The 22,201-nt window shown below is 66.0% G+C and carries 30 protein-coding genes; 12 read left to right on the plus strand and 18 right to left on the minus strand.

Going from position 1 to position 22,201, the window contains the following annotated elements:
* Nucleotides 1–118: 118 nt before the first annotated feature.
* Nucleotides 119–697, minus strand: coding sequence for a chorismate mutase (locus ACGFK1_RS19255; protein WP_393432529.1), 579 nt, complete (start codon nt 695–697; stop codon nt 119–121).
* 124 nt (nt 698–821) lie between these two features.
* On the opposite strand from ACGFK1_RS19255, the gene ACGFK1_RS19260 reads away from it, so the two are divergent.
* Nucleotides 822–1,019 (plus strand): hypothetical protein, encoded by a 198-nt coding sequence (locus ACGFK1_RS19260; RefSeq protein ID WP_393432532.1) that lies wholly within the window; start codon nt 822–824, stop codon nt 1,017–1,019.
* 4 nt (nt 1,020–1,023) lie between these two features.
* On the opposite strand, the gene ACGFK1_RS19265 is transcribed toward ACGFK1_RS19260, so the two are convergent.
* Both ACGFK1_RS19265 and ACGFK1_RS19270 read right to left on the minus strand, forming a co-directional pair.
* Nucleotides 1,024–1,176 (minus strand): hypothetical protein, encoded by a 153-nt coding sequence (locus ACGFK1_RS19265; protein ID WP_393432535.1) that lies wholly within the window; start codon nt 1,174–1,176, stop codon nt 1,024–1,026.
* Between the two features lie 29 nt (nt 1,177–1,205).
* On the minus strand, nt 1,206–1,430 hold the full coding sequence (locus ACGFK1_RS19270; RefSeq protein WP_393432538.1) for a DUF1918 domain-containing protein: 225 nt from the start codon (nt 1,428–1,430) through the stop codon (nt 1,206–1,208).
* Between the two features lie 107 nt (nt 1,431–1,537).
* Here ACGFK1_RS19270 and ACGFK1_RS19275 point away from each other — a divergent pair, with 107 nt between their 5' ends.
* Nucleotides 1,538–2,530, plus strand: coding sequence for an esterase family protein (locus ACGFK1_RS19275; protein WP_393432540.1), 993 nt, complete (start codon nt 1,538–1,540; stop codon nt 2,528–2,530).
* 4 nt (nt 2,531–2,534) lie between these two features.
* Here the strand turns inward: ACGFK1_RS19275 and ACGFK1_RS19280 are convergent, their stop codons facing one another.
* A complete protein-coding gene (locus tag ACGFK1_RS19280) occupies nt 2,535–3,452 on the minus strand; it encodes a GNAT family N-acetyltransferase (protein ID WP_393432543.1) in 918 nt (305 codons plus the stop codon).
* A gap of 166 nt (nt 3,453–3,618) precedes the next feature.
* Between ACGFK1_RS19280 and ACGFK1_RS19285 the strand changes: the two genes are divergently transcribed.
* A complete protein-coding gene (locus tag ACGFK1_RS19285) occupies nt 3,619–4,503 on the plus strand; it encodes a cyclopropane mycolic acid synthase family methyltransferase (RefSeq protein WP_393432546.1) in 885 nt (294 codons plus the stop codon).
* Here ACGFK1_RS19285 and ACGFK1_RS19290 read toward each other — a convergent pair whose 3' ends face one another.
* Nucleotides 4,504–5,343, minus strand: coding sequence for an alpha/beta fold hydrolase (locus ACGFK1_RS19290; RefSeq protein ID WP_393432550.1), 840 nt, complete (start codon nt 5,341–5,343; stop codon nt 4,504–4,506).
* 60 nt (nt 5,344–5,403) lie between these two features.
* Between ACGFK1_RS19290 and ACGFK1_RS19295 the strand changes: the two genes are divergently transcribed.
* Nucleotides 5,404–6,057, plus strand: coding sequence for a TetR/AcrR family transcriptional regulator (locus ACGFK1_RS19295; RefSeq protein ID WP_393432553.1), 654 nt, complete (start codon nt 5,404–5,406; stop codon nt 6,055–6,057).
* The gene (locus ACGFK1_RS19300) at nt 6,054–6,599 is read left to right on the plus strand and encodes a hypothetical protein (protein ID WP_393432556.1); all 546 of its coding nucleotides are present in this window, start codon (nt 6,054–6,056) and stop codon (nt 6,597–6,599) included. Before ACGFK1_RS19295 ends, ACGFK1_RS19300 begins: the two co-directional genes overlap by 4 nt.
* Before the next feature lie 6 nt (nt 6,600–6,605).
* On the opposite strand, the gene ACGFK1_RS19305 is transcribed toward ACGFK1_RS19300, so the two are convergent.
* From ACGFK1_RS19305 to ACGFK1_RS19325, 5 genes are all read right to left on the minus strand, one after another.
* Nucleotides 6,606–7,097 (minus strand): GNAT family N-acetyltransferase, encoded by a 492-nt coding sequence (locus tag ACGFK1_RS19305; RefSeq protein ID WP_393432559.1) that lies wholly within the window; start codon nt 7,095–7,097, stop codon nt 6,606–6,608.
* 34 nt (nt 7,098–7,131) lie between these two features.
* Entirely contained in the window at nt 7,132–7,509 is a 378-nt protein-coding gene (locus tag ACGFK1_RS19310; protein ID WP_393432562.1) for a thiol-disulfide oxidoreductase DCC family protein, read from the minus strand.
* Between the two features lie 11 nt (nt 7,510–7,520).
* Nucleotides 7,521–8,504, minus strand: a complete 984-nt coding sequence (locus ACGFK1_RS19315; RefSeq protein WP_393432565.1) for an NAD(P)H-dependent flavin oxidoreductase — start codon at nt 8,502–8,504, stop codon at nt 7,521–7,523.
* A gap of 88 nt (nt 8,505–8,592) precedes the next feature.
* Complete coding sequence (speB, locus tag ACGFK1_RS19320) at nt 8,593–9,624, minus strand: agmatinase (protein ID WP_393432568.1); 1,032 nt, start codon at nt 9,622–9,624, stop codon at nt 8,593–8,595.
* Nucleotides 9,625–9,641: 17 nt separating this feature from the next.
* Nucleotides 9,642–10,064 (minus strand): acyl-CoA thioesterase, encoded by a 423-nt coding sequence (locus ACGFK1_RS19325; protein WP_393432571.1) that lies wholly within the window; start codon nt 10,062–10,064, stop codon nt 9,642–9,644.
* A gap of 78 nt (nt 10,065–10,142) precedes the next feature.
* Here ACGFK1_RS19325 and ACGFK1_RS19330 point away from each other — a divergent pair, with 78 nt between their 5' ends.
* Entirely contained in the window at nt 10,143–11,024 is an 882-nt protein-coding gene (locus tag ACGFK1_RS19330; protein WP_393432574.1) for a hypothetical protein, read from the plus strand.
* A gap of 25 nt (nt 11,025–11,049) precedes the next feature.
* Nucleotides 11,050–11,997, plus strand: coding sequence for a threonine/serine dehydratase (locus ACGFK1_RS19335; protein ID WP_393432577.1), 948 nt, complete (start codon nt 11,050–11,052; stop codon nt 11,995–11,997).
* Between the two features lies 1 nt (nt 11,998).
* On the opposite strand, the gene ACGFK1_RS19340 is transcribed toward ACGFK1_RS19335, so the two are convergent.
* Nucleotides 11,999–12,244, minus strand: coding sequence for a hypothetical protein (locus ACGFK1_RS19340; protein ID WP_393432580.1), 246 nt, complete (start codon nt 12,242–12,244; stop codon nt 11,999–12,001).
* Between the two features lie 94 nt (nt 12,245–12,338).
* Nucleotides 12,339–13,805: a peptide MFS transporter gene (locus ACGFK1_RS19345; RefSeq protein ID WP_393432583.1), complete on the minus strand. Its 1,467-nt coding sequence runs from the start codon at nt 13,803–13,805 to the stop codon at nt 12,339–12,341.
* A gap of 210 nt (nt 13,806–14,015) precedes the next feature.
* Here ACGFK1_RS19345 and ACGFK1_RS19350 point away from each other — a divergent pair, with 210 nt between their 5' ends.
* From ACGFK1_RS19350 to ACGFK1_RS19360, 3 genes are all read left to right on the plus strand, one after another.
* Nucleotides 14,016–15,305: a hypothetical protein gene (locus ACGFK1_RS19350; RefSeq protein WP_393432585.1), complete on the plus strand. Its 1,290-nt coding sequence runs from the start codon at nt 14,016–14,018 to the stop codon at nt 15,303–15,305.
* Nucleotides 15,306–15,336: 31 nt separating this feature from the next.
* Nucleotides 15,337–15,918 carry a Pr6Pr family membrane protein gene (locus ACGFK1_RS19355; RefSeq protein ID WP_393432588.1) on the plus strand — a complete coding sequence of 194 codons (582 nt, stop codon included), beginning with the start codon at nt 15,337–15,339 and terminating at the stop codon, nt 15,916–15,918.
* A gap of 102 nt (nt 15,919–16,020) precedes the next feature.
* Nucleotides 16,021–16,764, plus strand: coding sequence for a L,D-transpeptidase family protein (locus ACGFK1_RS19360; RefSeq protein WP_393432591.1), 744 nt, complete (start codon nt 16,021–16,023; stop codon nt 16,762–16,764).
* A gap of 3 nt (nt 16,765–16,767) precedes the next feature.
* Here ACGFK1_RS19360 and ACGFK1_RS19365 read toward each other — a convergent pair whose 3' ends face one another.
* From ACGFK1_RS19365 to ACGFK1_RS19375, 3 genes are read right to left on the minus strand one after another with little or no spacing between them, the layout of a single operon-like run.
* Nucleotides 16,768–17,439, minus strand: a complete 672-nt coding sequence (locus tag ACGFK1_RS19365; RefSeq protein ID WP_393432594.1) for a sterol desaturase family protein — start codon at nt 17,437–17,439, stop codon at nt 16,768–16,770.
* Entirely contained in the window at nt 17,436–18,158 is a 723-nt protein-coding gene (locus ACGFK1_RS19370) for a FadR/GntR family transcriptional regulator (protein WP_393432597.1), read from the minus strand. Before ACGFK1_RS19370 ends, ACGFK1_RS19365 begins: the two co-directional genes overlap by 4 nt.
* A 49-nt stretch (nt 18,159–18,207) precedes the next feature.
* The gene (locus ACGFK1_RS19375) at nt 18,208–18,579 is read right to left on the minus strand and encodes a nuclear transport factor 2 family protein (RefSeq protein ID WP_393432600.1); all 372 of its coding nucleotides are present in this window, start codon (nt 18,577–18,579) and stop codon (nt 18,208–18,210) included.
* Between the two features lie 74 nt (nt 18,580–18,653).
* Here ACGFK1_RS19375 and ACGFK1_RS19380 point away from each other — a divergent pair, with 74 nt between their 5' ends.
* On the plus strand, nt 18,654–19,211 hold the full coding sequence (locus ACGFK1_RS19380) for a PadR family transcriptional regulator (protein WP_393432603.1): 558 nt from the start codon (nt 18,654–18,656) through the stop codon (nt 19,209–19,211).
* Here ACGFK1_RS19380 and ACGFK1_RS19385 read toward each other — a convergent pair.
* Both ACGFK1_RS19385 and ACGFK1_RS19390 read right to left on the minus strand, forming a co-directional pair.
* A complete protein-coding gene (locus ACGFK1_RS19385; RefSeq protein ID WP_393432606.1) occupies nt 19,189–19,605 on the minus strand; it encodes a lipoprotein LpqH in 417 nt (138 codons plus the stop codon). The genes ACGFK1_RS19380 and ACGFK1_RS19385 overlap by 23 nt on opposite strands.
* A 14-nt stretch (nt 19,606–19,619) precedes the next feature.
* Entirely contained in the window at nt 19,620–20,396 is a 777-nt protein-coding gene (locus tag ACGFK1_RS19390; RefSeq protein WP_393432609.1) for a helix-turn-helix domain-containing protein, read from the minus strand.
* An 85-nt stretch (nt 20,397–20,481) separates the two neighbouring features.
* Between ACGFK1_RS19390 and ACGFK1_RS19395 the strand changes: the two genes are divergently transcribed.
* Nucleotides 20,482–20,814: a hypothetical protein gene (locus ACGFK1_RS19395; protein WP_393432612.1), complete on the plus strand. Its 333-nt coding sequence runs from the start codon at nt 20,482–20,484 to the stop codon at nt 20,812–20,814.
* Here ACGFK1_RS19395 and ACGFK1_RS19400 read toward each other — a convergent pair.
* Nucleotides 20,765–22,015: a cytochrome P450 gene (locus ACGFK1_RS19400; RefSeq protein ID WP_393432615.1), complete on the minus strand. Its 1,251-nt coding sequence runs from the start codon at nt 22,013–22,015 to the stop codon at nt 20,765–20,767. The genes ACGFK1_RS19395 and ACGFK1_RS19400 overlap by 50 nt on opposite strands.
* Between the last annotated feature and the right edge of the window lie 186 nt (nt 22,016–22,201).

The raw sequence follows: 22,201 nt of genomic DNA on the forward strand, positions 1-22,201 counted from the left end.
AGCAACGAGGCCCGCGATGGTGATCGTCGCTGCCACGTCGTAGTCGACCCCGGGCACCTCGCACAGGAGGGCAGGGGACCGGCCGAAGGTCACCGAGTGCGATCTTTTCTCGAAAACATCAACCACCGCAGTAGGAGTGCGTCGAGAAATCCAGTGCCTGTTGATACAGCGGGTCGAGCGATCTTGCGCTCACCACCGCTGTTCTCGCCTCGTCGAGCAGACGACCGCAGTCGGGGGAGTGCAGCACCGGCCACTGCAGTGCGATCTGCTGGACCATCTCGGTGTTCAAGCGGTCGATGATGCCGCGCGACGCCGTCAGGTCGGGCGCCACCGCGGGCGCCGATCCGGGGTCGAGCTTCCACTGCCCGAACCGGCTGTATTCGACGCCGGTGGTGGCGTCGATCTGATCGGTGAAGAGCCGCCTGACGTAACTGCTGTCCACGCCCCGGTGATTCGCATCGGACGCGACGGCGGACAACACCTGTTCGACGCGCGGCGGGTCCTCGATCGAGCCGCCTTTGAGCCACTTGGTCGCCGCCACCGGGTCCGCCGTCTGCAGCCGTTGAGCGGCCGCGTCCACCAATGCCACCAGTGGGTTGGGGTCGTCGGCTCGCGCGGGCGCTGCCGGCAACACCGCAACGGCCAATGCCGCGCACAGTGCTGTGGCGCACGGCCGGACGGCATCACCGAGGGTCATGATTCTCCTTCTGCAGTTATCGTTTTCGCGGTTGCCGAGGCGGCGATACAGCGGTTGAGCAAACCGCCTCGCGACGGTACGCATCGACATAAAATCGGTCGACGGGCCGTCGAAGGGGGACAGCATGGCCGTCACAACAGAACCCAGGTGTCTGCACACGCTGCTGAGCGAACTCGGGGTGAAGCAAGTGTCGGTCGAGAAGCAACTGCCCGCGCTGCGCGCCTGGCTCGCCACCCACACGGCAAGCCAGGCTCTTCGAATCAGCATCTGCTGCAACGGCTGTGGTCTGCTGCTCAAGGAGTCGTCAGCCATCCACAACTGACCGCTCAGCGGTCGAATTCGGACTCGTCGTCCGGCACGGCGATGGCCTGCTCGATCACATCGGCTTCGTTGGCGTCCCAACCCCGTTCGCGCTTGACGCGGTCCGCCTCTAGCCACGCGTCGTCGTCGCCGAACGCGATGTTCTCAGGCGTGGTCATGGCAAGCCTCCGTCCCGTTTGGTCAACGACTAGTGAGATCGGTGCCGCGCGTCCGCCGCCTCCTGTTCGGCGGGCGTGACGACGACTGCGTCCGGGCCCGGATACACCGTAGCGGTGTGATCGGTGCTCAGCCACCGGACCACGTACGGCGGCGAACCGTCGGCCGAGCGGACCTCGGTGATGACTCCACGCTGATCGTGTTGCTCGACCGTGGTTCCCTTGACCACCAGGTAATCGCCAACTTTGGCTTTCATCGCCCGCTCCTTTCGCTTCCGCTCGCTTCGATTGTCCCCCCATCGGGGTGTAACTGAGTGCTGTTGGCCCGCGATTAACCCGGTGTCGGGACGACCGAAGTAGGACCATGAACATCTCTCACCAGACACCAGGCAATCACCAGGCACCAGGCAAATGGATCCGCCGACTGTCGGCGGCGTTCTTCGTGGCAGCGTTGCTACCAGTGCTGGTCGGCTTCATCGGGGGCACGGCGCCGGCTAGCGCCGCGGTCGAGGTACTCAACGTTCCGTCCCCCTCGATGGGTCGCGACATCACTGTGCAATTCCAGGGCGGCGGTCCCAAGGCCGTCTACCTTCTCGACGGCCTTCGCGCCCGCGACGACCGCAACGGCTGGGACATCGAGACCGGCGCGTTCAGTTGGTTCGACGGCTCTGGACTGTCGGTCGTGGCACCCGTCGGCGGCATGTCCAGCTTCTACACCGACTGGTACCGGCCCGCGGTCGGCAACGGGACCACGCAGACCTACAAGTGGGAAACGTTCCTGACCTCCGAACTGCCCGGCTGGCTGGCCGCCAACAAGGGCATCAGCGCGACCGGCAATGCTGTTGTCGGCCTGTCCATGTCGGGCAGTGCGGCGCTGATCCTGGCCGCCTACCACCCCGGGCAGTTCGTCTATGCCGGTGCACTGTCGGGCTTCTTGAATCTGTCGAGGGGACTGTGGCCGGTGCTGGTCGGTATCGCGATGGGCGACGCAGGCGGGTTCAACGCGCTCGACATGTGGGGCCCATACGGCGGACCGGCATGGCAGCGCAACGACCCGATGCTGCAGATCGGCCGCCTGGTCTCCAACGGGACCCGGATCTGGGTGTACAGCGGCAACGGCAATCCCACGGATTTGGATGCGGGCCTTGGCAATGCGCAGATTCCCGCGCAGTTCCTGGAGGGCCTGACCATCCGCACCAACAAGGATTTCCAAGCGGCCTACACGCGGGCCGGTGGCAGTAACGGCGTCTTCAACTTCCCGCCCAACGGCACACACAGCTGGGGCTACTGGGGTGGTCAGCTGCAGGCCATGAAGCCGGACATCCAGCGGGTCCTCGGCGCTGCGCCTGCTGCCTGACCGGTCACAGGTCGCGGGACCAGTACTCACCGACGAGGTCGCGCCCGAAGCTGTGATGCGGCTCGCGACGGTCGCACTGGAAGCCGGCCCGCTGGTAGATCCGGCGCGCGGCCACCAGAACATCGTTGGTCCACAAGGTGATTCGGCGATAACCTGCCCGTCGAGCGAATCGCAGACATTCGTCGACGAGTCGGCTGCCGACGCCAGTACCGCGCGCCGAGGGCTCGACGATCAGCAGCCGCAACTGCGCGGCGCCTGGTTCATCGGGATTCTTGGTGCAGAACACGCAGCCGACCCGCTCGCCGTCCAGCTCGGCGATCCACGCCGCTTCCCCTTTGGCGTCGCTGCGCTCGGCGAAGTCGGCGACGATCCGGGCCACCAGCGCCTCGAACGTCGCGTCCCACCCGTACTCGGTCGCGTACCGGTAGCCGTGCCGGTCGACCACCCAGCCGAGGTCGCCCGGTGCGGGCCCGCGAAGGACCAGCCCGCCGCGGCGTGGTTCGTCGCCCAGCGCCCGGCGGATCCGCCCCATCGCGGTGACCAGATCCGCGCGCTGGCCGTCGTCGAGGGGCGCCAGCATCGTTGCGATCGCACCCGCCTGCAACGTGTCCAACTCCTCGAATGCACGCCTGCCGTCATCGGTCAGGCGCACCATCTGGCGGCGCGCGTCGACCGCCGACTTCTCGCGCAACACCAGGCCCGCCGATGTGAAGTTCGACAGGATGCGGCTGAGGTAGCCGGGGTCGAGACCCAGATCGCCGCGGAGGTCGGCAACCGCGACGTCACCGCGATGCGCCAGTTCGAACAGCACCCTGGCCTCGGTCAACCCGAAAGCCGAGCCGGCCAGGTCGGGCTGCAGCAACCCCAACACCTTGGTGTAGAAGCGGTTGAAGCCACGGACGTCGTCGACCACCTCAGGCATAGTTGACATCGTCAACTAATTTCTTGACATTGTCAACGATGTCGACGTGGCGCGGGCGCTGAAAGCTCTTCACATCGATTGTGCGTACACTGCCCTCACGACGGGGGTGTGGCTCTCGAAACGCGTGGAGCCCGGTCCACACCAATTACAAAGCCAAAGGCTGACCTTGCCAGACACCACGAGCGACACACAGAATTTGAAGCCGCACTTCGAGGACGTGCAGGCGCATTACGACCTGTCCGATCAGTTCTTCCGGCTGTTCCTGGATCCGACGCAGACCTACAGTTGTGCGTACTTCGAGCGCGACGGCATGACGCTCGAGGAAGCCCAGATCGCCAAGATCGACCTATCCCTCGGCAAGCTCGGCCTGCAACCCGGGATGACTTTGCTGGACATCGGGTGCGGGTGGGGTGCGACGTTGAACCGTGCGCTGGAGCGCTACGACGTCAACGTCATCGGTCTCACCCTCAGCGAAAATCAGAAGGCGCACGTCGAAAAGGTGTTCGCCGCGTCCAAGAGCCCGCGGAACAAGAAGGTGCTGCTGGCCGGCTGGGAGCAGTTCGAGGAGCCCGTCGACCGGATCGTGTCGATCGGGGCGTTCGAACACTTCGGCCGCGACCGCTATGACGACTTCTTCAAGAAGGCCTTCCAACTGCTGCCCGACGACGGCGTGATGCTTCTGCACACCATCATCAAGCCCACCGACGAGGAGTTCGTCGAAAGCGGTCTGCCGCTGACCATGAAGCTGCTTCGGTTCTCGAAGTTCATCATGGACGAGATCTTCCCGGGCGGAGACCTGCCCAAATTCAACGTCGTCGTGGAGCAGGCGCAGAAGGCCGGCTTCGAATTGACCCGCGCCCAGCGCCTGCGCGAACACTATGCGCGCACGCTGGAAATCTGGGCCGACAAGCTGCAGGCGCGCAAAGACGATGCGATCAAGCTCCAGTCCCAAGAGGTCTACGACCGGTACATGAAGTACTTGACCGGATGCGCCGAGTTGTTCCGCGACGGCTACACCGACATCTGCCAGTACACGCTGACCAAGGGCTGATCACGCGGTCGCGCCCACCTTCGCGATCGCGTCGGCGACCGCCCCCGGCGCGTCGAGCGAGACGAATGTCCTGGCATCGGGCACCTCGATCAGCGCACCGTTTGGGAACAGTGCGGCCAACCGCCGTCCGAGGGCCGGTGTGAAGGCGCGGTCGCGCTGACCCCAGACGATCGTCACCGGCTTGGTGAACCGCCCAAGCCGGGTCGAAACGTCGACCAGGTCGGTCTTGGCGACGGAGCGCAGCAGCGCGGCCAGATCACGTCGGATGCGGACGTCGGTGCGGGCGGGCTCCAGCCACGACGCGGTGAGCTGGGGGTCGGGGCGGAGCAGCAGGCCGAACCCCAGCGGTGAGTGCCGCAGGGCCTTGATCCGCATCTGCTCGAACAGCAGCTTGATCGAGACGGGCCCCCGCAACATCGCGAACACCAGCGTGAACGGGAACGGCGGAAACTTGTCGAACGCGTCGCAGTTGGTCAGCACCATCCTGCCAATCGGATCCGGGTAGGCGTCCACGACCAGTTGGCACAGCCCGCCGCCGGTGTCGTTGCCGACGAGCGTGACGTCCGAAAGGCCCAGCGCCCCGATGAAATCGTGGATAATCGCGGCCACCCCCCGCGGCGACAGCGCGCCAGGATCGGTGACCGGAATGGTGTGCGAGCCGAGCGGCCAGTTCGGCAGGTAACAGCGGAAGCCCCGCCGCGCCAACGCCTCCGCCACCGGGTCCCACAGCCGGCTGTCGACGAGGATGCCGTGCACGAACAACACCGGCGGATGCGGCGAGTCCTGTGGGCCCAACACGCGATAGTCAATCGTTGCCTGGTCCAACGCGACCTGCGGCATCTTCGCTATCCTTTCGATCAAACTTACAAACACTTAGTATGGAAGTTACGTGCAGTCTGTATGAAAGTCAACGACGAAGCGGGCGCCGATACCCCGACCAGGCGCACCCAGGCCGAGCGCACCGCCGCCACGCGCGCGCTACTGATCGAGGCTGCACGAAAGTTGTTCGCCGACAGGGGCTTTGCCGACGTGTCTACCCAGGCCATCGTCGCCGCCGCCGGCGTGACACGCGGCGCGCTCTATCACCAGTTCGACGACAAGGCGGCGTTGTTCGCGGCGGTCTATGAGGATGTCGAACGCGATCTGGTTACCGACATCGCGAGGCAGATCGCGCAGGACCAACCGGCTGACCCGTTGGCCGCCATGCGGTTAGGCGCCCGGCTGTTTCTGGACCGCTGCTCGGCGCCCGACGTCCAGCGCATCGTCCTGATCGACGCGCCCGCGGTGCTGGGCTGGGAGCGGTGGCGCGCAGTGGGGCAGAAGTACGGCCTCGGGGTGATCGAGGGCATGTTGGCGCAGGCGGTCGCCGAAGGCGCCATTCCGGAACAGCCGCTGCGGCCGACCGCCCACGTGCTGCTCGGAGCGTTGGACGAGGCGGCGCTGTTCGTCTCCCGCGCGTCGGAGCCGGACCAGGCGCGCAGGGAGATGGACGTCGTCTGCGACCGGTTGATCAGCGGGATCGCGGGCGTAGATTCGCAGTCGAGGCCTCGATGAGCAGTCGGCTGGGTTCGTCGCGTTCCGCGGTGCTGGTGCTGTCAGCACTCGCGGCGGTGCTCGCGGTGGCGGCCGGTCTGCTGTGGCTCACCGGCCGCGATGACGGCACCGTCAAGGTCAAGGGCGAGCCGATGACCGACGCCCAGGCCGCCCGGCAGGTGCTCGACTCAGCCAAGCAGATCGTCGGCGTCGCCGATCTGGAAGACGTGACGGGCGGCTACGCGTTCGTCTCGTGCATGAACGAGACGGAGCCGCCGTACCAGGCCATGGCCTATCTGAATTTCTCTCTGCCGCAAAGCAATTCGGTGAAGTACCTGCGCGACGTCGGCGCGTCACTGGCCACACACGGCTGGACGCGCGCCGCTTCGACGGACGAGCACTTCGGCCAGAAGATGACCAAAGGGGGCGTCACCGCGATCTTCTATCGCAGCGTCAACGACGACAGCTTCGCCACCATGAAGCTCTACGGCGAGTGCCGCAACACCGGTGATCATCGCAACGACAACCCCGTCTGGCGGGAGGTGACCGATCAACTCAGCTGACGGGGATCACCGCAGACTTCGCTGAAGCAACACGGTGTCCAACCATCGACCGTGCTTGAACCCCACCCGAGTGAGGCGTCCGGCGTCGACGAATCCGCGATTGCGGTGCAGCGCCAGAGACGCCGCGCCCCCGGCGTCGACGATCACCGCGATGACCTCGCGAACGCCCGCTGCCGCGCAGTGCTCGAGCAGCGCGTCGAGCAGTCGGCCGCCGACCCCTTGCCCTGCCGCGTCCGGCGCGACGTAGATGGAGTCCTCCACGGTGCGCCGGTAGGCGGGCCGCGTCTTCCACGGCCCGCAATAGGCGTAGCCGGCCACCCTCCCGTCGAGCATCGCCGTGAGGAACGGCAGGCCTGCTTCTGTCACGGCCGTGAACCGGTGCCGCCATTCCGCCGCGTCCGGTGCCACGAGCTCGAACGTCGCGACACCCGCCTGCACATAGTGGGCATAGATGGCGCCGATCGCCTCAAGATCGTCGGCAGTGGTGGGTCTGATCACCGGAATTGGGTGGCGGACAACCCTTTCTGTGCCGTCAGCAAGCAACGGGATGCGACTCGCAGTACGGCGTGGTGCCACGGAAGCGGTATCGGTGGCTGGCGACCCACCGGTACACCGCGTCCTGAACAAAGCGAATACCGGGCGTGCGGTAGATCAGCAGTGGCAGCCGCGTCCCCAGCGCGACCGACCAGGCCGCCGCCCACGCCTCGGCGCCGCTGAAGACCGCGCCGGAGTCGTCCAGCCACCGCATCGCGTCCAGCAACTTGTCGCCAGGGATTCGCAGCCGCTCGGCTGCGTCCGGGCTTTGCAGGGGCTCGGTCCGCAGATCGCCGGTCCTGTCGTGCTCGACAAGGAAGTTCACCGACCGCGTACACATGCCGCAGGCCCCGTCGAAGAACAAGACTCCGTTCATACCGTCATTGTTCACTTGGGACGCAGCGCAGTCACTGCCTTCCGCGCGGATATGACGGATGTCATCCTCAGCACACTTTCGCCCGCGTACAGCGCCGTGTGATCAACGGCCGAGTCCGGCATGTCGACGGTCGGAGTGACGGGGGAGAACATCGGCAGTGCCCTGGTCTGCATTCGCAGAACCGACCCCACCGCCCGGTCGGGAAGCCTGGCGAGCACTCCGCTGCCCGCATTGATCATGCGCGGCAACAGCTTGGCGCTCCCGTCGTCACGACACCACCGCTCGGTCGCCGCGTTCGCCACCACCCGGTGCGCCAGCGGCCAGCCCAGTCCGAACAAAGTCGTCCGAATCGTTCTGTCGGCATTGAGAATTCGGCTTTGGTACATCGGATGCGCGCGAGACTCCTCGGTCAGCAGGAACCTCGTGCCCGCCACCACCCCGGCGGCCCCGGCAGCCAACGCGGCCCGGGTATCGTCGCCGGTCGCTATGCCGCCTGCCAGCAGCACCGGCCTGCCGCGGGCGATTGCCAGCGCGCGCGGCAGGAATTCCAGCGCCCGCGTCGTGCCCGACAGATGGCCGCCGGCCTCGCCGCCCTGCGCGATCAGACCGCTGGCACCGCAGACGCATGCCCGTCGGGCCTGCTCTTCGGTGCCGACCATCACGAACACGAACACCCCCTGTTCGGAGAGTCGTTGCACGAGATTGCGGTCCATCCCGAACGCGATCACCGCCACGTCGATTCGCGATTGAACACAGACCTCGACGTGGCGGCGGCGGACAAACGGCATCAACAGGTTGACGGCCACCGAGCGGTCCGGGATCGCGTCTCGGACGTGGCGAATCGCGGTGAGCAACGCCGAAGGTGGCAGCAGGCCCAGGGTTCCCAGCCCGCCGGCGGCGGCGACCGAGGCAGCCAACTCGGGTCCCGCGAGCCCTCCGCCCATTCCGGCCTGCGCGACCGGAACATCGAGGCGAAGCCGATCTAGCAGGTCCACAAGCGCACGCTAACAGCCATTCCTGTCCGATGAATGCATTGCGGGACACCGGCCGCACGGCCGGCTAAATACCTTGCAGCAAGCGCATTTACCTTGCCGGGGGCCCCGGCTTCGCCAAAGCGGCGTCACGGCGGCGGGCGGCCATGCCCGCGAGCGCCTCGAACACGACGCGGTGCGCGGCGTTGACCGTCAGTTCCGCGTGGTCGTAGGCGGGCGCCACCTCGACCACGTCGACACCGGCGACATCATGCTCGTAGCAGAGTTGGCGCACCATCCGCAGCAGGTCGGCGCTGGTGATACCGCCGGGCTCCGGGGTGCCGGTGCCCGGGGCATGCGCCGGATCGAGGACGTCGATGTCCACCGAGACGTAGAGCTTGTCGGCCTTCGCGAGCGCCTCACTCACCGCGTCGCGCATCACGTCCTTGAATCCGCGATCCCAGATCTCCTGCATGGTGTGCCACGTCATGCCCTGCTCGAGCATCCACTCGAAGGTGTCCTGCGGCGGCCAGTACCCGCGCAGGCCGACCTGGACGAAGTGGGTGCCCGGAACGGCGCCTGATTCGATCAGCCTGCGCATCGGGGTGCCGTGGCTGGCCAGATTGCCTTCGATCTCGTCGGCAGTGTCGGCGTGGGCGTCGAAATGCACAATCCCGACGTTGCCGTACCCATGCACGTCGGCCACCGCCGTCGCGGCAGGCCAGGTGATCGAATGGTCGCCGCCGAGAATGACGGGGACGACTCCGCGCGACGCCACCGCGTGCACGCGCTCACGGATGTTGTTGTGCGACACCTCTGTCTGGCCGTGCGGACAGTACGCGTCACCGAAGTCGACGACTTCGAGCCAGTCGAAGATCTCCAGCCCGAGGTCGAGGTGGTAGGTGCCGGGTTCGTAGGCGGTCGCGCGGATCGCCCTGGGACCGAACCGGGCACCGGGCCGGTTGGTGGTGGAGATGTCGAATGGGGCTCCGACGATCGCGACGTCGGGTCGCCACGACTCCAACTGGCCGACCTCGGTCAGGAACGGCCGATGCCCGAACGACACCATTCCGGCGTAGGCCAACTCGAGTTGCTCGGCCATGCCGGGCGGAAGATCGCGTTGGTGATCATGATCGTGGCCCATGCAAAGACCGTAGCCCCTCATAGCCGCGACGGCCCGGCCAACGCCTCGCGCAGTTGGTCGGGGACCGGCCGTTTGGCCCAGTCGTCCGTCGACACAACGACATACACATTGCGTCCTTGAACGGCGGTGTGCTCCTCGGTGCCGCCGGCACGCCGCAACACGGTGAACCCGAGCGTGAAACTGGTGGTGCCGACGCGTTCACATTGCACCGCGACCCGCACCGAATCGCGCCAGCGGACCCCCGCCAGATAGTCGATGTCACTGTGCACGACCTGTATGTCGTGACCGGTGTCGATCAGGTCCGGATAGGTGACGCCGACATGGTCGAGAAATCCGGTGCACGCCTCGTCGAACCAGGTGAGGTAATGACCGTTGAAGACCACACCCTGCTGATCGATCTCCGCGAACCGGGGCACGACCGGGAAGGAGTACGCGTTCACCGCTTCACCCTAATGCCGGCACCTCCCTAGTTTGCTGCAGACGGTATCTGCGGCGGTGAGCACGGTTAGGATCTTCGCGTGAAAGGGACGGAACGGTGGCAGGGACCAACCTCGAACAGCGGCGGGCGGGGGGCGAGCCAGAGGCCGGACGACACCTCCGAGCGGCGAATCACGTGGTGGCAGCGGGCGCTGCGCTGGATTGCCTGGCTGACGTTCCTCGGGCTCGCGGTCTACAACTCGCAGACGGCGTCCTTCTCGCCGCTGGAGTGGCTGGCGTTGCTCGCCGCAATCGGCATCTCCGTCTGGTGCATGGCGAAGCCCCTCGGCGGGCCGAAGTATGAACTGCGCGATCCCAGTCATCTGCTCGGTGGGTTCGTCTCCCGAACCAGTTGGGGGCTGGTTCTGTTCGGCGCGATCGTCACCCTCGGCGGGGTCGCGGGTTCGATGGCCGCGATCTACGACGTGTCCACCGGACGCGCGACGGTGTCGGAGGTGCTCACCGACATCGCAGTCTTCGTCGAGGGCTGGGTCGCCGAGATGATCGCCCCGACCTATGACGCCGAACTGGAGAAGACGCACGCGTATGCGTTGTTCATCTTGCTCATCCCCGGGCTACTGCTGTTGTTCTTCAACCTGATCCCATTCTTCAAGCGCGGCATGCAGTTCCAGGTCCATCCCGACGGTGCGGTGTCGGTGCGGAGCGGCGAGCGCTGGGCACCGTTGCTGGAGTACGAGTATTCGACGGTGACGGCCGACGGCACCACCATCGAGTTCACGCCGCCGCCCGGCGGCCCGCAGGGGATCGTACTGCCGCAGGACAGGGTGTACTCGCGCGAATACGGCGTGCGGTTGCCTGCAAAGGTCAGCGCCGAGTTCTTCCGTCGGCTGTTGGCGGGACGAGGCTTCGACGTCGATGCGGCGTCGGCCGACAGCCGCAGCTTCACCGCGACCCGCAGGTGAGTGCCCGGTCGGGCAGACTGGACAGGTGCAGCTGGTAAGCATCGACGACATTCGCGCCGCCGCGGAACTGGTGCGCCCCTACATACTGCGCACACCGTTGGTCCCGGCGGGCTGGGCCGACGACGACCGGCCACTGTGGATCAAGCCGGAGAACCTGCAATCGGTCGGCGCGTTCAAGGTGCGCGGCGCGTTCAACGCGATCGGGCACCTTGACGAATCCGTGCGCACCCGCGGCGTGGTCGCGTATTCCAGCGGTAACCACGCCCAGGCAGTGGCCTATGCGGCCGCGGTCTACGGTGTGCCCGCGCACATCGTGATGCCGGAGGAGACTCCCACCATCAAGGTGTCGGCCACGCGCGGTTACGGCGCCGAGGTGGTGTTGTGCGGCGCGGGCCAGCGCGAGAAGGTGGCCGCAGACGTCCTGCAGCAGACCGGTGGGGTACTGGTGCCCCCGTTCGACCACCCTGATGTCATCGCGGGGCAGGGCACCATCGGCCTCGAGATCGCCGAGGACCTGCCTGCGGTGGACAACGTGCTGATCCCGGTCAGTGGTGGCGGATTGGCGTCAGGCATCGGCACCGCGATCAAGGCGTTGTGCCCTGACGCCCGCGTGATCGGCGTGGAACCGGAGCTGGCAGCCGACACGGCCGAGTCTCTCCGCCTTGGCCGCCGGGTGGATTGGTCGATCGAGGACAGGAACCGGACTATCGCCGATGGCCTGCGGTCGCAACCGTCGGAATTGACGTTCGCGCACCTGCAGAAGGTGCTCGATGACCTGATCACGGTGTCAGAGAACGAGATTCGCGACGCGGTTCGTGAATTGGCATACCGTGCACATCTGGTGGCCGAGCCGAGCGGTGCGGTGGCGTTGGCTGCCTACCGGAAGGGCGCGACGCCGCCGGGTCGCACCGTGTTCATCCTGTCCGGCGGCAACGTCGAGCCGCCGATGCTGCAGCAGATCCTGGCAGGTTGATTCAGGCGGCGGTAACCGGAATCACCAGCGGGACAGCGATATCACACCTCCGGTGCAGTGAGTGCAGCCATGCGTCCTGTTCGGCCGCCGCCTTCAGGTAACGGCGCCTGCCGGTCCATCCGCACGAGCATGCGGCCTGCGAGTGGGCGAAACCGTAGTTGCGCACCGCCACCACGCCATGCTCGACGTCATCGGACCGCGGCACATCACCGATGTCCATCGCGTCAATAGGTGCAACCACCGACATCGGTCAGCCTCCTACGTCGACCCGATTCCGGATCCATGCTGACTCCTGCGATCGGTGATTACGGTTTCGGCGAGGTCACGCTTGCCACGCGGCGCTAGTGCACGCCCTCCATCAGCCGGCTGATCCACGGTGCGATCAAGAACACCACCACACCGACGAAGATGGCGACAGCTCCGATGATTCCGAAGTAGGCGAATTCACGGGCCGGATCGTAGTAGCGTGCCAATACTCCTGACATCGAGGTGCCGAGGCCCACCGAGAAGAAGTACAACGCCATCATCTGAGCGCGAAACGCCTCGGGGGCAAGCTTTGTGGTCACCGACAGCCCGATCGGTGACAGCAGCAACTCGGAGATGGCGAACACCGCCATGATGCCGACCACGAGTAGGGCGGGCACCGCCTTGCCCGTCGTGCCAGCCATCGGCAGGAACATCAGGAAGGCCAGGCCCATCCCGATCACGCCGTAGGCGAACTTGCGGGGTGTGGTCGGTGCCCGATTGCCCAGTCGCGTCCACATGAGCGCGAAAAGCGGTGAGAGCGCGATGATCCACACGGGTTCGATGGAGCCGATCCAGTTCGACGGCGCCGTCCAGCCGAAGATGGACCAATTCATCCGCTCATCGGAGTACACCGCGAGCACCGTGAAGATCTGCTGGAACAGCGACCAGAACACCGCGTTGGCGATGAACAGCGGAATGAATGCACGGACCCGTGTCCGCTCGATCGCCGCGACCTTCGAACTCGTCAGCATCACGGCGAAATACGCCACCGACGCCACGACTATGACGCCCGTGGTGACTTGCGACAGGTTGGCCAGCTTGACCAAGCCCGTCAGGAAAGCCACCGCGATGACGGCGACGACGGCCACCGCCGCTCCCACAAACCGGCCAATAGCACTGCGGGGCAATGGGTTCGGTACCGTCCGGCCGTGGGTACCGAGATTCCGGCGGAACACCACGTACTGCGCCAGCCCCAGCGCCATGCCGACCGCCGCGGCACCGAATCCGTAATGGAATCCGGCACGGGTCTGCAGGAGGCCGGTGATCAGTGGGCCGATGAATGCACCGAGATTGATGCCCAGATAGAAAAGAGTGAAGCCACCGTCGCAACGGGCATCGCCCTTCTCGTAGAGGGTGCCGAGCAATGACGAGGCATTGGCCTTCAGCGCGCCGGAGCCGAGCGCGACAAGCACAAGCCCGGCAGCCACCCCCGCCAGGTCCGGCACGATCGCGAGCGCGATGTGGCCGCACATCACCACCACGCCGCCGTAGAACACCGTGCGTTCCATGCCGAGCAACCGGTCGGCGATCCAGCCGCCGAGCACGGTGGACAGATACACCAACCCGCCGTAGGCGCCGACGATGCCGGTCGCCGTCGCCTTCGGCAGTTCCAGGCCACCGTCGGTGGCCGAGTAATAGAGGTAATAACCGAGAATGGTGAGCATCCCGTAGAACGAGAAGCGCTCCCACAACTCGACCCCGAAGAGGTTGGCCAGGCCTACCGGATGCCCGAACAGCGTGCGTTCGGTGGGTCGGCCCTCCGTCTGTTCTACTGCTGCCATGTCCGGCACGATGCCACGCCCGCCGATGCCATGTGGCGGATCGCGTCAAGCGATTCATCGGCAAAGGCAACACGCTCGGATGCGCAGGACGTTCGTGGGGCACAGCATATTTCGACTTTTCCGTTCAGGATCGGCACGCGGCCTCGATGAGCCGATGGCGCCGGGTGCAGGTAGTGTCACCCCGACAGGTGGACGTCCGAAGGGGTGTGAGTGGACGCCGTACTCGGCTTATCGGTAACGCCGTCCGCCGTCGGCCTCGTCCTCGTCGAAGGGCAGGACGCCGACGGCGCCACGATGGACCGCAATGCATTCGAGGTGGGTTTCCGGGGCCGGTGCGACGCCGTGCAGACCTCCCGGCAGGCGGCGGCCGCGGTGCGGCGAAGTGAAGCGATCGCGGCCACTCACGGCCATCGTCTGCACTCGATCGGCGTGACCTGGAGCGACGACGCCAACGCCGAGGCTTCACTGCTGTTGAAGTCGCTGACCGACTCCGGGTTCGACAATGTCGTGCCCGTCAGGATGCCCGAGGCCACCGAAGCGTTGGCGCGCGGCATCGCCGAGGTCATCGGGTACGGCACCACGGCGGTGTGTGTCCTCGAACCCGACACCGTGATCGCGCTGATCGTGCATCTGCGTGACGGTGCGGTGCAGACATCGGTCAACCGCAGGATCGTCAGCGAGGACGATCTGATCCGATGGCTGAGCACCCTGTTCACCCGGGCCGACTGGCGACCGGAAGCCCTGGTCATGGTCGGCTCTGGCGGCGACGACGAGTTGATGCCAGTGCTCGAGGAGGCACTGTCGGTTCCGGTGTTCGCGCCGGCGGAAGCCCAACTCGCGCTCGCGCGGGGCGCTGCGCTGGCATCGGCCCAGAACGTCGACCTCAGCCTGATCGACGATGCCCATCACTTCGGTGAGCAGGCCGCTGTGCAGCCGCGCGGTCGGCAGCTCAGCCAGACAGGTCCTCTGGCCCTGCTGGTGGCCGGGGTGCTGACGTTCACGGTTTCCGCGTCGGTCGCGGTCAGCCTGCAGCTGGTCCCCAAGAAAGACGGGGCGACGCCGGAACCGCGGCCGGCGGCCAAGGTCACCGCCGAGACGCCCACAGCCGCCACCCACTACCAGGTGCCGGTGGTCGCCCCGCCGTCGCCGGTCGTCGAGGCGCTGCCCGCGCCGCCACCGGAGGCCCCTCCGCCCGTGTACAGCGAGGCACCGGTCAGCCTTCCTGAGGAAGCGGCACCCCTGTCCGACGCGCCGCCCGTCGAAGCTGTGCCTGCTGACCCGGCCGCCGACACGCCACTGCCACCGGAGCAGTTTCCCTCGCCCGTTCCGGCGGCGCCCGAGCAACGCCCGGGCATCCTCAGCCGGATCAGGGACCGGCTCCACGGCGTCAGGGACGACGAGGTGCCCGCGCCCGACGTCGCGCCGCCCGCCGATGCCGCGATCGCGCCGCCCGCCGATCCTGCGGCAGCACCGCCGCCGCCGGTGCCGCCGCCTGCCTGATCCGCTCCTCGACACGGATAGCCTCGCAGAGGTGCCAGTGCTTCGGGTGACGCTGCGCGTCGCGATCGTGTTCGCGGTTGCACTTGCCCTGATCGTGGTGGCGACGTCGACTCGGTCCGGTCTGCTGTGGCGGCTCAGCACGTTCACCTATCAGGCCAACGTGCTCGCCGCCGGCTACTACCTGTGGTCACTGGCCTGGCCTCGCGCGGACGCCAGAGTGGGCATCCGTGGCGCCGTGGTGCTCTACGTGCTGATCGCCGGCGTGATCTGGAATCTGTTCCTGACCGAATACAGCATGGGCTACACGCCCGCCAACCTGCTGTTGCACGTCGTCGTTCCGGTGCTGGCACTGACCGATTGGCTCCTGGTCGGCCGGGATCAGGCGCATGTCCGGTGGTGGCAGCCGATGGTGTGGTTGGCCTATCCGGCGGCATATCTGGCCCTCGCGCTACTTGTGCTCAACCACGTGGGCCGCCGCGCGCCGTACTACTTCCTCGATCCCGGCAGCATCGGTGCCGCGTCGGTGGTGGTGAACGTGTGTGTGCTCGCCTGCGGTGCACTTGTGCTCGGGTACATCCTGCTGGGCATCAACCGCGTAGCCACTGCGCGATGACGCGACATGCGTAAGCGCTCTAACTTGCGGGTACCCGGTGAGCCGTCGGTGGCCAACTAGGATGAAAGCTTGCTGACAGCCCATCACGGAGGAATGTGAAAATTGCGTAGAGCCGTTCGTAAATTGCTTGTCGTGGTGGGCATTGCAGTGTTAGCAACCGCGGGGTCCGTCACCACCAGTGCGGCCAGCGTCACCACACCGACCGACGTCGTCAGCATTACTCCCGAGCCGGGCCAGAAGGTCGGAGTGGCGATGCCTGTGACTGTGACGTTCGCGCAGTCGATCGCGGACCGCCCAGCTGCCGAACGCACAATCTCCTTCACCTCCCCGGCGATGCCGGCTGGATCGTTCACCTGGCTCAATGATCGTGTCGTGCAATGGAATCCGAAGGGGTTTTGGCCCGCTCACTCGAACATAATCGTGACAGCGGGAGGCGCGAAGACGTCGTTCGATACCGCCGCAGCGACGACGGCCGTGGCAGATATCAATGCGCACACCTTCACTGTCAGCATCGACGGCGTAGTTGCGCGCACGATGCCCGCTTCGATGGGCAAGCCCAAGCACCCCACGCCGACGGGATCGTTCACCGCGCTGGAAAAGCAGTCGAGCGTCATCATGGATTCGCGAACCATCGGCATTCCGCTCAGCGATCCCGAGGGATATCGGCTCACGGTCGCCAATGCCGTGCGGGTCACATGGGGTGGGGTCTATGTGCATTCCGCGCCATGGTCGGTGGGGTCTCAGGGCAATTCAAACGTCAGCCACGGCTGCATCAACCTGAGTCCCGACAATGCCGCTTGGTACTACAACAACGTCAGCATCGGCGACCCGATCATCATCCAGTAGCAGCTACGCGACGTCGGCGTGCAGGTTCTTCGCGGTCGGTGACGTCGCGACGGTGGCAAGATCGGGATACGTGCCGAGCACCCGGTCGGCGGTGCCGGAACTGGTCACCGTGAACCAGTAGTGCTCGTTCTTGTAGTGGTGATTGCGGTGATTGCGCCAGACCGCCCGATAGACACGGGTTTTCGGCTTGTAGTCGCTGTGGATGAGATAGTGGGTCCACTCGTAGGCCAACCCCATCGCGGCGATGAACACCAGATATGTTAGGCCCATGCCGAGGCGCGGGAACGCCAGCAGCGCGACGGCAACGGTGAGCGGGAGCACCCACGACACAAGCGATTTCCACGGGATGAAGATCAACGGCACGTTGCGTGGATCCATGTGGTGCGCCCGGTGTTCGCGGGACAGCAGCGGGTCCACGGTCAGACTGCCCAGCCGCTTCGGCCGCCAATGCAGGATGAACACGTGAATGAGCCATTCGAAGAAGGGAAACAGCGCGACCATCACAAGCGGTACCACCGCGTCGGTGAGCTGCCAGTCGCCGACCAGAATGCGCGCAGACAGCGCCGCGACGAACACCACGCCAATCATCCAGGGGGACGGGTGTTTCCAGAATTCGCGGCCGGCGTCGGCAAGGGCGAAACCTCTGCGGGTAGGCCGGTCGGCCGAGGTGGTCATCGTTGCTCCTCCAGGTGGTCGATGACGCTGAGCAGCGCGGTGGTCGCGGGCTCGAGCAGGTCTTGGGCGGCTTTGCTCGCACGCTGCGGATCACCGGCGGTGATGGCGTCGGCGAGTTCGCGGTAGGCCTCGGGCCTGCCCACTTCGTCGGCCATCACGGTGGCCAGTGCGGCGAGTGCAGGCTCATAGGTGGCGCGCAGGGTGTTGTACATCAGCCGGAACGCAATCGAGTCCGCCCCATCGACGATGTGGTCCCAGAACGTCAGCGCGTGTCGCTGCCGCTCGACGGGATCTTCCTCGTCGGCCAATTTCTGCAGGACCTCGTCGAACGACGCCGCCAGGTCCTGACGTCGTCGCGCGGCCGCCAATTCGGCGACCTTGGGCCCGTTGTGAAGTCGGGTCTCCAGGATGCTGCGCACGACCGATAGGTCGAGTTCACCTGCTCGGATCAGCAGTCGGGGGAGCAGGTCGAGTCCGGCATGCCTGCGGAAATCCCGCACGGTGGTCGCGTCGCCTTGGCGCACTTCCACCAGGCCGGCGGCGGTCAACCGTTTCAACGCCTCGCGCACCGCGGGTCGCGACACTCCGAGCACCTCGGCGAGCCTGCGCTCGCTCGGCAGTGCCTCGCCGGGTTGCATTCCGCCGTTCAGTACCTCGGTGACGATCTGCTCGAAGACGTCCTCGGGCACCGAGCGGCGGTTCACCGGTTGCAGGGCCATGCCGCCAGCGTGCCAGGCCGACAGGCCAGAGGTCAAGTGGTCTTACCAGTTACGTGCGCGAGAGCTGCACCTTCATCGCCTCGGCGAGCGCCAGTATGCCCGACATCGGCCGAACCATGACCATGAGCTCGCTGATCGCACCATCGTCGTCGAGCTGGATGAAATCGCAGCCCTCGATCTGCTTGTCGCCGACCCGCGTCTCGAAGACCAGGGCGTGGTCTCTCGCGTCCTCGGCTCCGATCTCGCGGACGTATCGGAAGTCCTCGAACACCGCCATCACGGCTTCGAGCAGTCGGCGCACGGCCTCGGGGCCCTGATACGGCTTGAACACGGCGGGGCTGCGGAAAAGGACGTCATCGCGCATCAGGGCGACGGCGAAGTCGAGATCGCGCGCTTCGATCGCGCGGCGGAATGGGTGCATCGCTTGACCACCTCTATACTCAATTAGTTGAATAGGTGCGAACGACGCTAATCCCTGGCCGGAGGACTGTCCAGATGGCATTGCGCCACGCGGTGTTGGCCGCGCTGCTGGAAGGCGAGGCGTCGGGCTATCAGCTCGCGAAGCGTCTCGACGTCTCTGTCGCCAACTTCTGGTCGGCGACACCGCAACAGCTGTACCGCGAATTAGACCGACTGGAAGCCGAGGGGCTCGTGGCAGCGCGACTGGTGCGCCAGCAGCGAAGACCCGACAAGCGGGTGTTCACCCCGACCGATGCAGGCCTGGCGGAACTGGACCGCTTCGCGGGCACGCCCGCCAAGCCCGCGGCCATGCGCGACGAGTTGTTGGTCAAGCTTCAAGCCGTCGACGTGGGGGACATGCACTCGGTCAGCAAGGAACTGATGGTGCGACTGGACCGGGCACGGGCGAAGCTGGCCCGCTACGAGCGGTTGCTGGCCGACATGCTCGACGGCCGCGACGCCGATGCTTTCGAAATCGACTCCGACCGGATCGGCCCCTATCTGACGTTGATGGGCGGGCGGATGTACGAGCAGACCAACATCGAATGGTGCACCGCCGCGCTCGACGTGCTCAGCAGGAGGCTTCGATCCTGAAAGTCGCGGTCACTTCCTTGCCCGGCTTGTCGGCGAAGTTGCCGTCCGCGGAACCGGTGATCGTGTACTTACCGCCAACGCCCGTCACCTCGGCCTCGCCGATGTTGTCCCAGTGGGTTCCCGAGAAGCCTCCGAAGTCGCGGAAGTCGACGGACTTGACGCTGACCTTGTCTCCGGTATTGAGCACCGCGGTGAAACCCTTGCCCTTCTCCGGGGTTTCGATGGTCCACGCCCATCCGGTCTGGGAACACCGCACCGGGTGCGGATTTCCGGTGTCCCTGCCGTCAATAGTCACCTTCGCGGTGGTGCCGCCGAGGGCAGGTGCCTGTCCACCGCAGCCGGCGAGCCCCAGCATCAGCACCGCCGCGGCCACCATCATGTGTCGGGTCTGCATGTCGCCTGACTCTATTACCCGCGTAACGCCGCGGCGGTCATTTCGTCCGCGGGAAGGAACGCCTCGATGCTCAACTCGGCGGCGGTCAGGTCCAGCGCGGTGCCGAAGGTCGTGACCGTGCTCAGGAACGTCAGCACCCGCCCGTCGCGGGCGTACAACTCCAGTGGCACCGCGACCCCACCCAGCTCACGGGTTTCGGCCAAACCCCCTGGGTAGGACTCGATCTCGGCAAGCAGTGCGGTCAGCTCGGCCGAACCGCTGACCGCGGCTTCGCGCCGCAACCGGTCGATCAGGTGATGACGCCACTGGCCGAGATTGCGGATGCGCGGCGCCATGCCGTCGGGATGCACCGCGATGCGCAACGCGTTCGGCCGCTCCAACAGGTGCGGCGCCACGCCGTCGAGCAGCACGGCGGCGCCCGCGTTCGCATGCACGATCTGCCAGGCCCTGTCCACCACGACACAGGGAAAAGGGTTGTAGGCGTTGAGGACTCGCTCAACACCATCTCGCACCGCGGCCATGTCCGGATCGTCCAGCGGCCGTTCCCGGTAGACCGGCGCCAACCCCGCCGCCATCAGCAGCTGGTTCTGCTCGCGCGGCGGCACCTCGAGCACGTCGGCCAGCCGCAGCACCATCTCGCGGCTGGGCGCCGAGCGGCCCGTTTCGATGAAACTGACGTGCCGGGCCGACACATCCGCCTCGATGGCGAGATCGAGTTGCGACAGCCGGCGGCGCTGGCGCCATTGACGCATCAACGAGCCGAACGGGGGACTCTGGGCGACGGTGGTCACGCGCCCAGTGTCGCGTACCGCGCGCAGCCCAGCCACTACCTGTCAGGTAATTGCGCCGCTTACCTGTACGAGTGACCGTCGAGGCATGAACACCCAGCAGAACATCGCCAAGTGGTTGCGATTCGTGCTGATCTCGGACCGTGCGGGATCGGCGTGGTACATCGGCGCCGGGTTCTTCTTCGCGCCCGCGCTCGCGATGCTGTCGCCGTGGCCGATGCTGACCGCGATGTGCTGGGTGATCATCGGCCTTGCCGGTCTGTGGCTCGGGCTCCTTGGCATCGCGATGGCCACCGGCCTGGCGATTGTATTGCGCTCGGGCGCGGAGATACCCGAGGACTACTGGCGCTCGATCATCGACTATCCGACGGTCAGTTCGCGGCCCGACTCTTCCCGGTGTAGTCGACCTGCCAGTGCTTGATTCCGTTGAGCCAGCCCGACCGTAGCCGCTCCGGCGCCGAGATCGGCGTGAGCTCGGGCATTTCGTCGGCGATCGCGTTGAAGATCAAGTCGATGGTCATCCGCGCGAGGTTGGCACCGATGCAGTAGTGCGCACCGGTGCCGCCGAAACCCACATGCGGGTTCGGGTCTCGCAGGATGTCGAACTCGTATGGGTCCTCGAAGACATCCTCGTCGAAATTCGCAGACCGGTAGAACATCACCGCCCGGTCGCCCTTCTTGATCTTCACCCCAGACAGCTCGGTGTCCTCGAGCGCGGTACGTTGAAACGAAGTCACCGGCGTCGCCCACCGGACGATCTCGTCGGCCGCCGTTGCAGGCCGTTGCGCCTTGAAAAGCTCCCACTGGTCCGGGAATTCGGTGAACGCCATCATGCCCTGGGTGATGGAGTTGCGGGTGGTCTCGTTGCCTGCGACCGCAAGCAGGATCACGAAGAAGCCGAACTCGTCGTCGGTGAGCTTGTGGCCTTCGACGTCGGCCTGAACCAGTTTGGTCACGAGGTCATCGCCGGGATTCTTGCCGCGGTCCGCGGCCATCTGCATGCCGTACATGATCAGCTCGACGGACGCCGCCGTCGGGTCGTTTCTGGCGTACTCGGGGTCCTGGTCGCCGACGAGCTGGTTGGACCAGTCGAACAGCTTCTTGCGGTCTTCTTGCGGCACCCCCATCAGGCCGGCGATCGCCTGCAGCGGCAGCTCGCACGACACCTGCTCGACGAAGTCGCCCGAGCCCCGAGCGGCAGCGGCTTCGACGATGCGGCGCGCCCGCTCACGCAGTTCCGCCCTCAGAGACTCGATGGCCCGCGGGGTGAACGCGCGCGAGACGATCTTGCGCAGATGGGTGTGGTGCGGCGCGTCCTGGTTGAGCAGCACGACCTTGCCGCCCTCCAGCGACGCGGGATCGGCCTCGTCCCGGTAGCGCGGCAGCGCGGTCTTCTTGTTGCTGGAGAACACGTCGCTGCGGCGGGAGATCTCCTTGACGTCCTTGTGCTTGGTCACCACCCAATAGCCGTCGTCGCCGAATGCGAGGTTGCCTTTCTCCTGCTTCTGCCACCAGATCGGCGCCACCTTGCGCATGTGCGCCAACTCCTCGATGGGCAGCCGTTCGGCGTAGATATCCGGGTCGGTGAAGTCGAAGCCGGGCGGGAGGTCCGGAGACGCCATGAATGCACTCCTCGGTGACGTTGTCTAGTGCTCTATCGCATTGCTACACCACAGCTGGGGGGCGGTGCGGCCGGTTACGTCAAATCCCGAGTGGAACGTGTTATCGGGAGCCGGAAATCCCGGTAACGCTTGGCCACAGCTATCTCAGGTGTAACAATTTTGTCGGGCAAACGGAAGCACCCTGTA

Origin of the sequence: Mycobacterium sp. NPDC048908, from assembly GCF_043197955.1 — a bacterium.
Classification (GTDB): Bacteria; Actinomycetota; Actinomycetes; order Mycobacteriales; family Mycobacteriaceae; genus Mycobacterium.

Excerpts from the sequence above, each read along its gene's own strand:
- ACGFK1_RS19400 (WP_393432615.1), bottom strand. The coding sequence starts at position 22,015 with ATGGCGTCTCCGGACCTCCCGCCCGGCTTCGACTTCACCGACCCGGAT.
- speB (WP_393432568.1), bottom strand. The coding sequence starts at position 9,624 with ATGGGCCACGATCATGATCACCAACGCGATCTTCCGCCCGGCATGGCC.
- ACGFK1_RS19340 (WP_393432580.1), bottom strand. The coding sequence starts at position 12,244 with ATGTCGGTGGTTGCACCTATTGACGCGATGGACATCGGTGATGTGCCG.
- ACGFK1_RS19370 (WP_393432597.1), bottom strand. The coding sequence starts at position 18,158 with ATGGCCCTGCAACCGGTGAACCGCCGCTCGGTGCCCGAGGACGTCTTC.
- ACGFK1_RS19260 (WP_393432532.1), top strand. The coding sequence starts at position 822 with ATGGCCGTCACAACAGAACCCAGGTGTCTGCACACGCTGCTGAGCGAA.
- ACGFK1_RS19365 (WP_393432594.1), bottom strand. The coding sequence starts at position 17,439 with ATGACCACCTCGGCCGACCGGCCTACCCGCAGAGGTTTCGCCCTTGCC.
- ACGFK1_RS19345 (WP_393432583.1), bottom strand. The coding sequence starts at position 13,805 with ATGGCAGCAGTAGAACAGACGGAGGGCCGACCCACCGAACGCACGCTG.
- ACGFK1_RS19395 (WP_393432612.1), top strand. The coding sequence starts at position 20,482 with ATGAACACCCAGCAGAACATCGCCAAGTGGTTGCGATTCGTGCTGATC.
- ACGFK1_RS19270 (WP_393432538.1), bottom strand. The coding sequence starts at position 1,430 with ATGAAAGCCAAAGTTGGCGATTACCTGGTGGTCAAGGGAACCACGGTC.
- ACGFK1_RS19265 (WP_393432535.1), bottom strand. The coding sequence starts at position 1,176 with ATGACCACGCCTGAGAACATCGCGTTCGGCGACGACGACGCGTGGCTA.
- ACGFK1_RS19275 (WP_393432540.1), top strand. The coding sequence starts at position 1,538 with ATGAACATCTCTCACCAGACACCAGGCAATCACCAGGCACCAGGCAAA.
- ACGFK1_RS19295 (WP_393432553.1), top strand. The coding sequence starts at position 5,404 with ATGAAAGTCAACGACGAAGCGGGCGCCGATACCCCGACCAGGCGCACC.
- ACGFK1_RS19300 (WP_393432556.1), top strand. The coding sequence starts at position 6,054 with ATGAGCAGTCGGCTGGGTTCGTCGCGTTCCGCGGTGCTGGTGCTGTCA.
- ACGFK1_RS19280 (WP_393432543.1), bottom strand. The coding sequence starts at position 3,452 with ATGCCTGAGGTGGTCGACGACGTCCGTGGCTTCAACCGCTTCTACACC.
- ACGFK1_RS19385 (WP_393432606.1), bottom strand. The coding sequence starts at position 19,605 with ATGCAGACCCGACACATGATGGTGGCCGCGGCGGTGCTGATGCTGGGG.
- ACGFK1_RS19255 (WP_393432529.1), bottom strand. The coding sequence starts at position 697 with ATGACCCTCGGTGATGCCGTCCGGCCGTGCGCCACAGCACTGTGCGCG.
- ACGFK1_RS19310 (WP_393432562.1), bottom strand. The coding sequence starts at position 7,509 with ATGAACGGAGTCTTGTTCTTCGACGGGGCCTGCGGCATGTGTACGCGG.
- ACGFK1_RS19290 (WP_393432550.1), bottom strand. The coding sequence starts at position 5,343 with ATGCCGCAGGTCGCGTTGGACCAGGCAACGATTGACTATCGCGTGTTG.
- ACGFK1_RS19375 (WP_393432600.1), bottom strand. The coding sequence starts at position 18,579 with ATGCACCCATTCCGCCGCGCGATCGAAGCGCGCGATCTCGACTTCGCC.
- ACGFK1_RS19380 (WP_393432603.1), top strand. The coding sequence starts at position 18,654 with ATGGCATTGCGCCACGCGGTGTTGGCCGCGCTGCTGGAAGGCGAGGCG.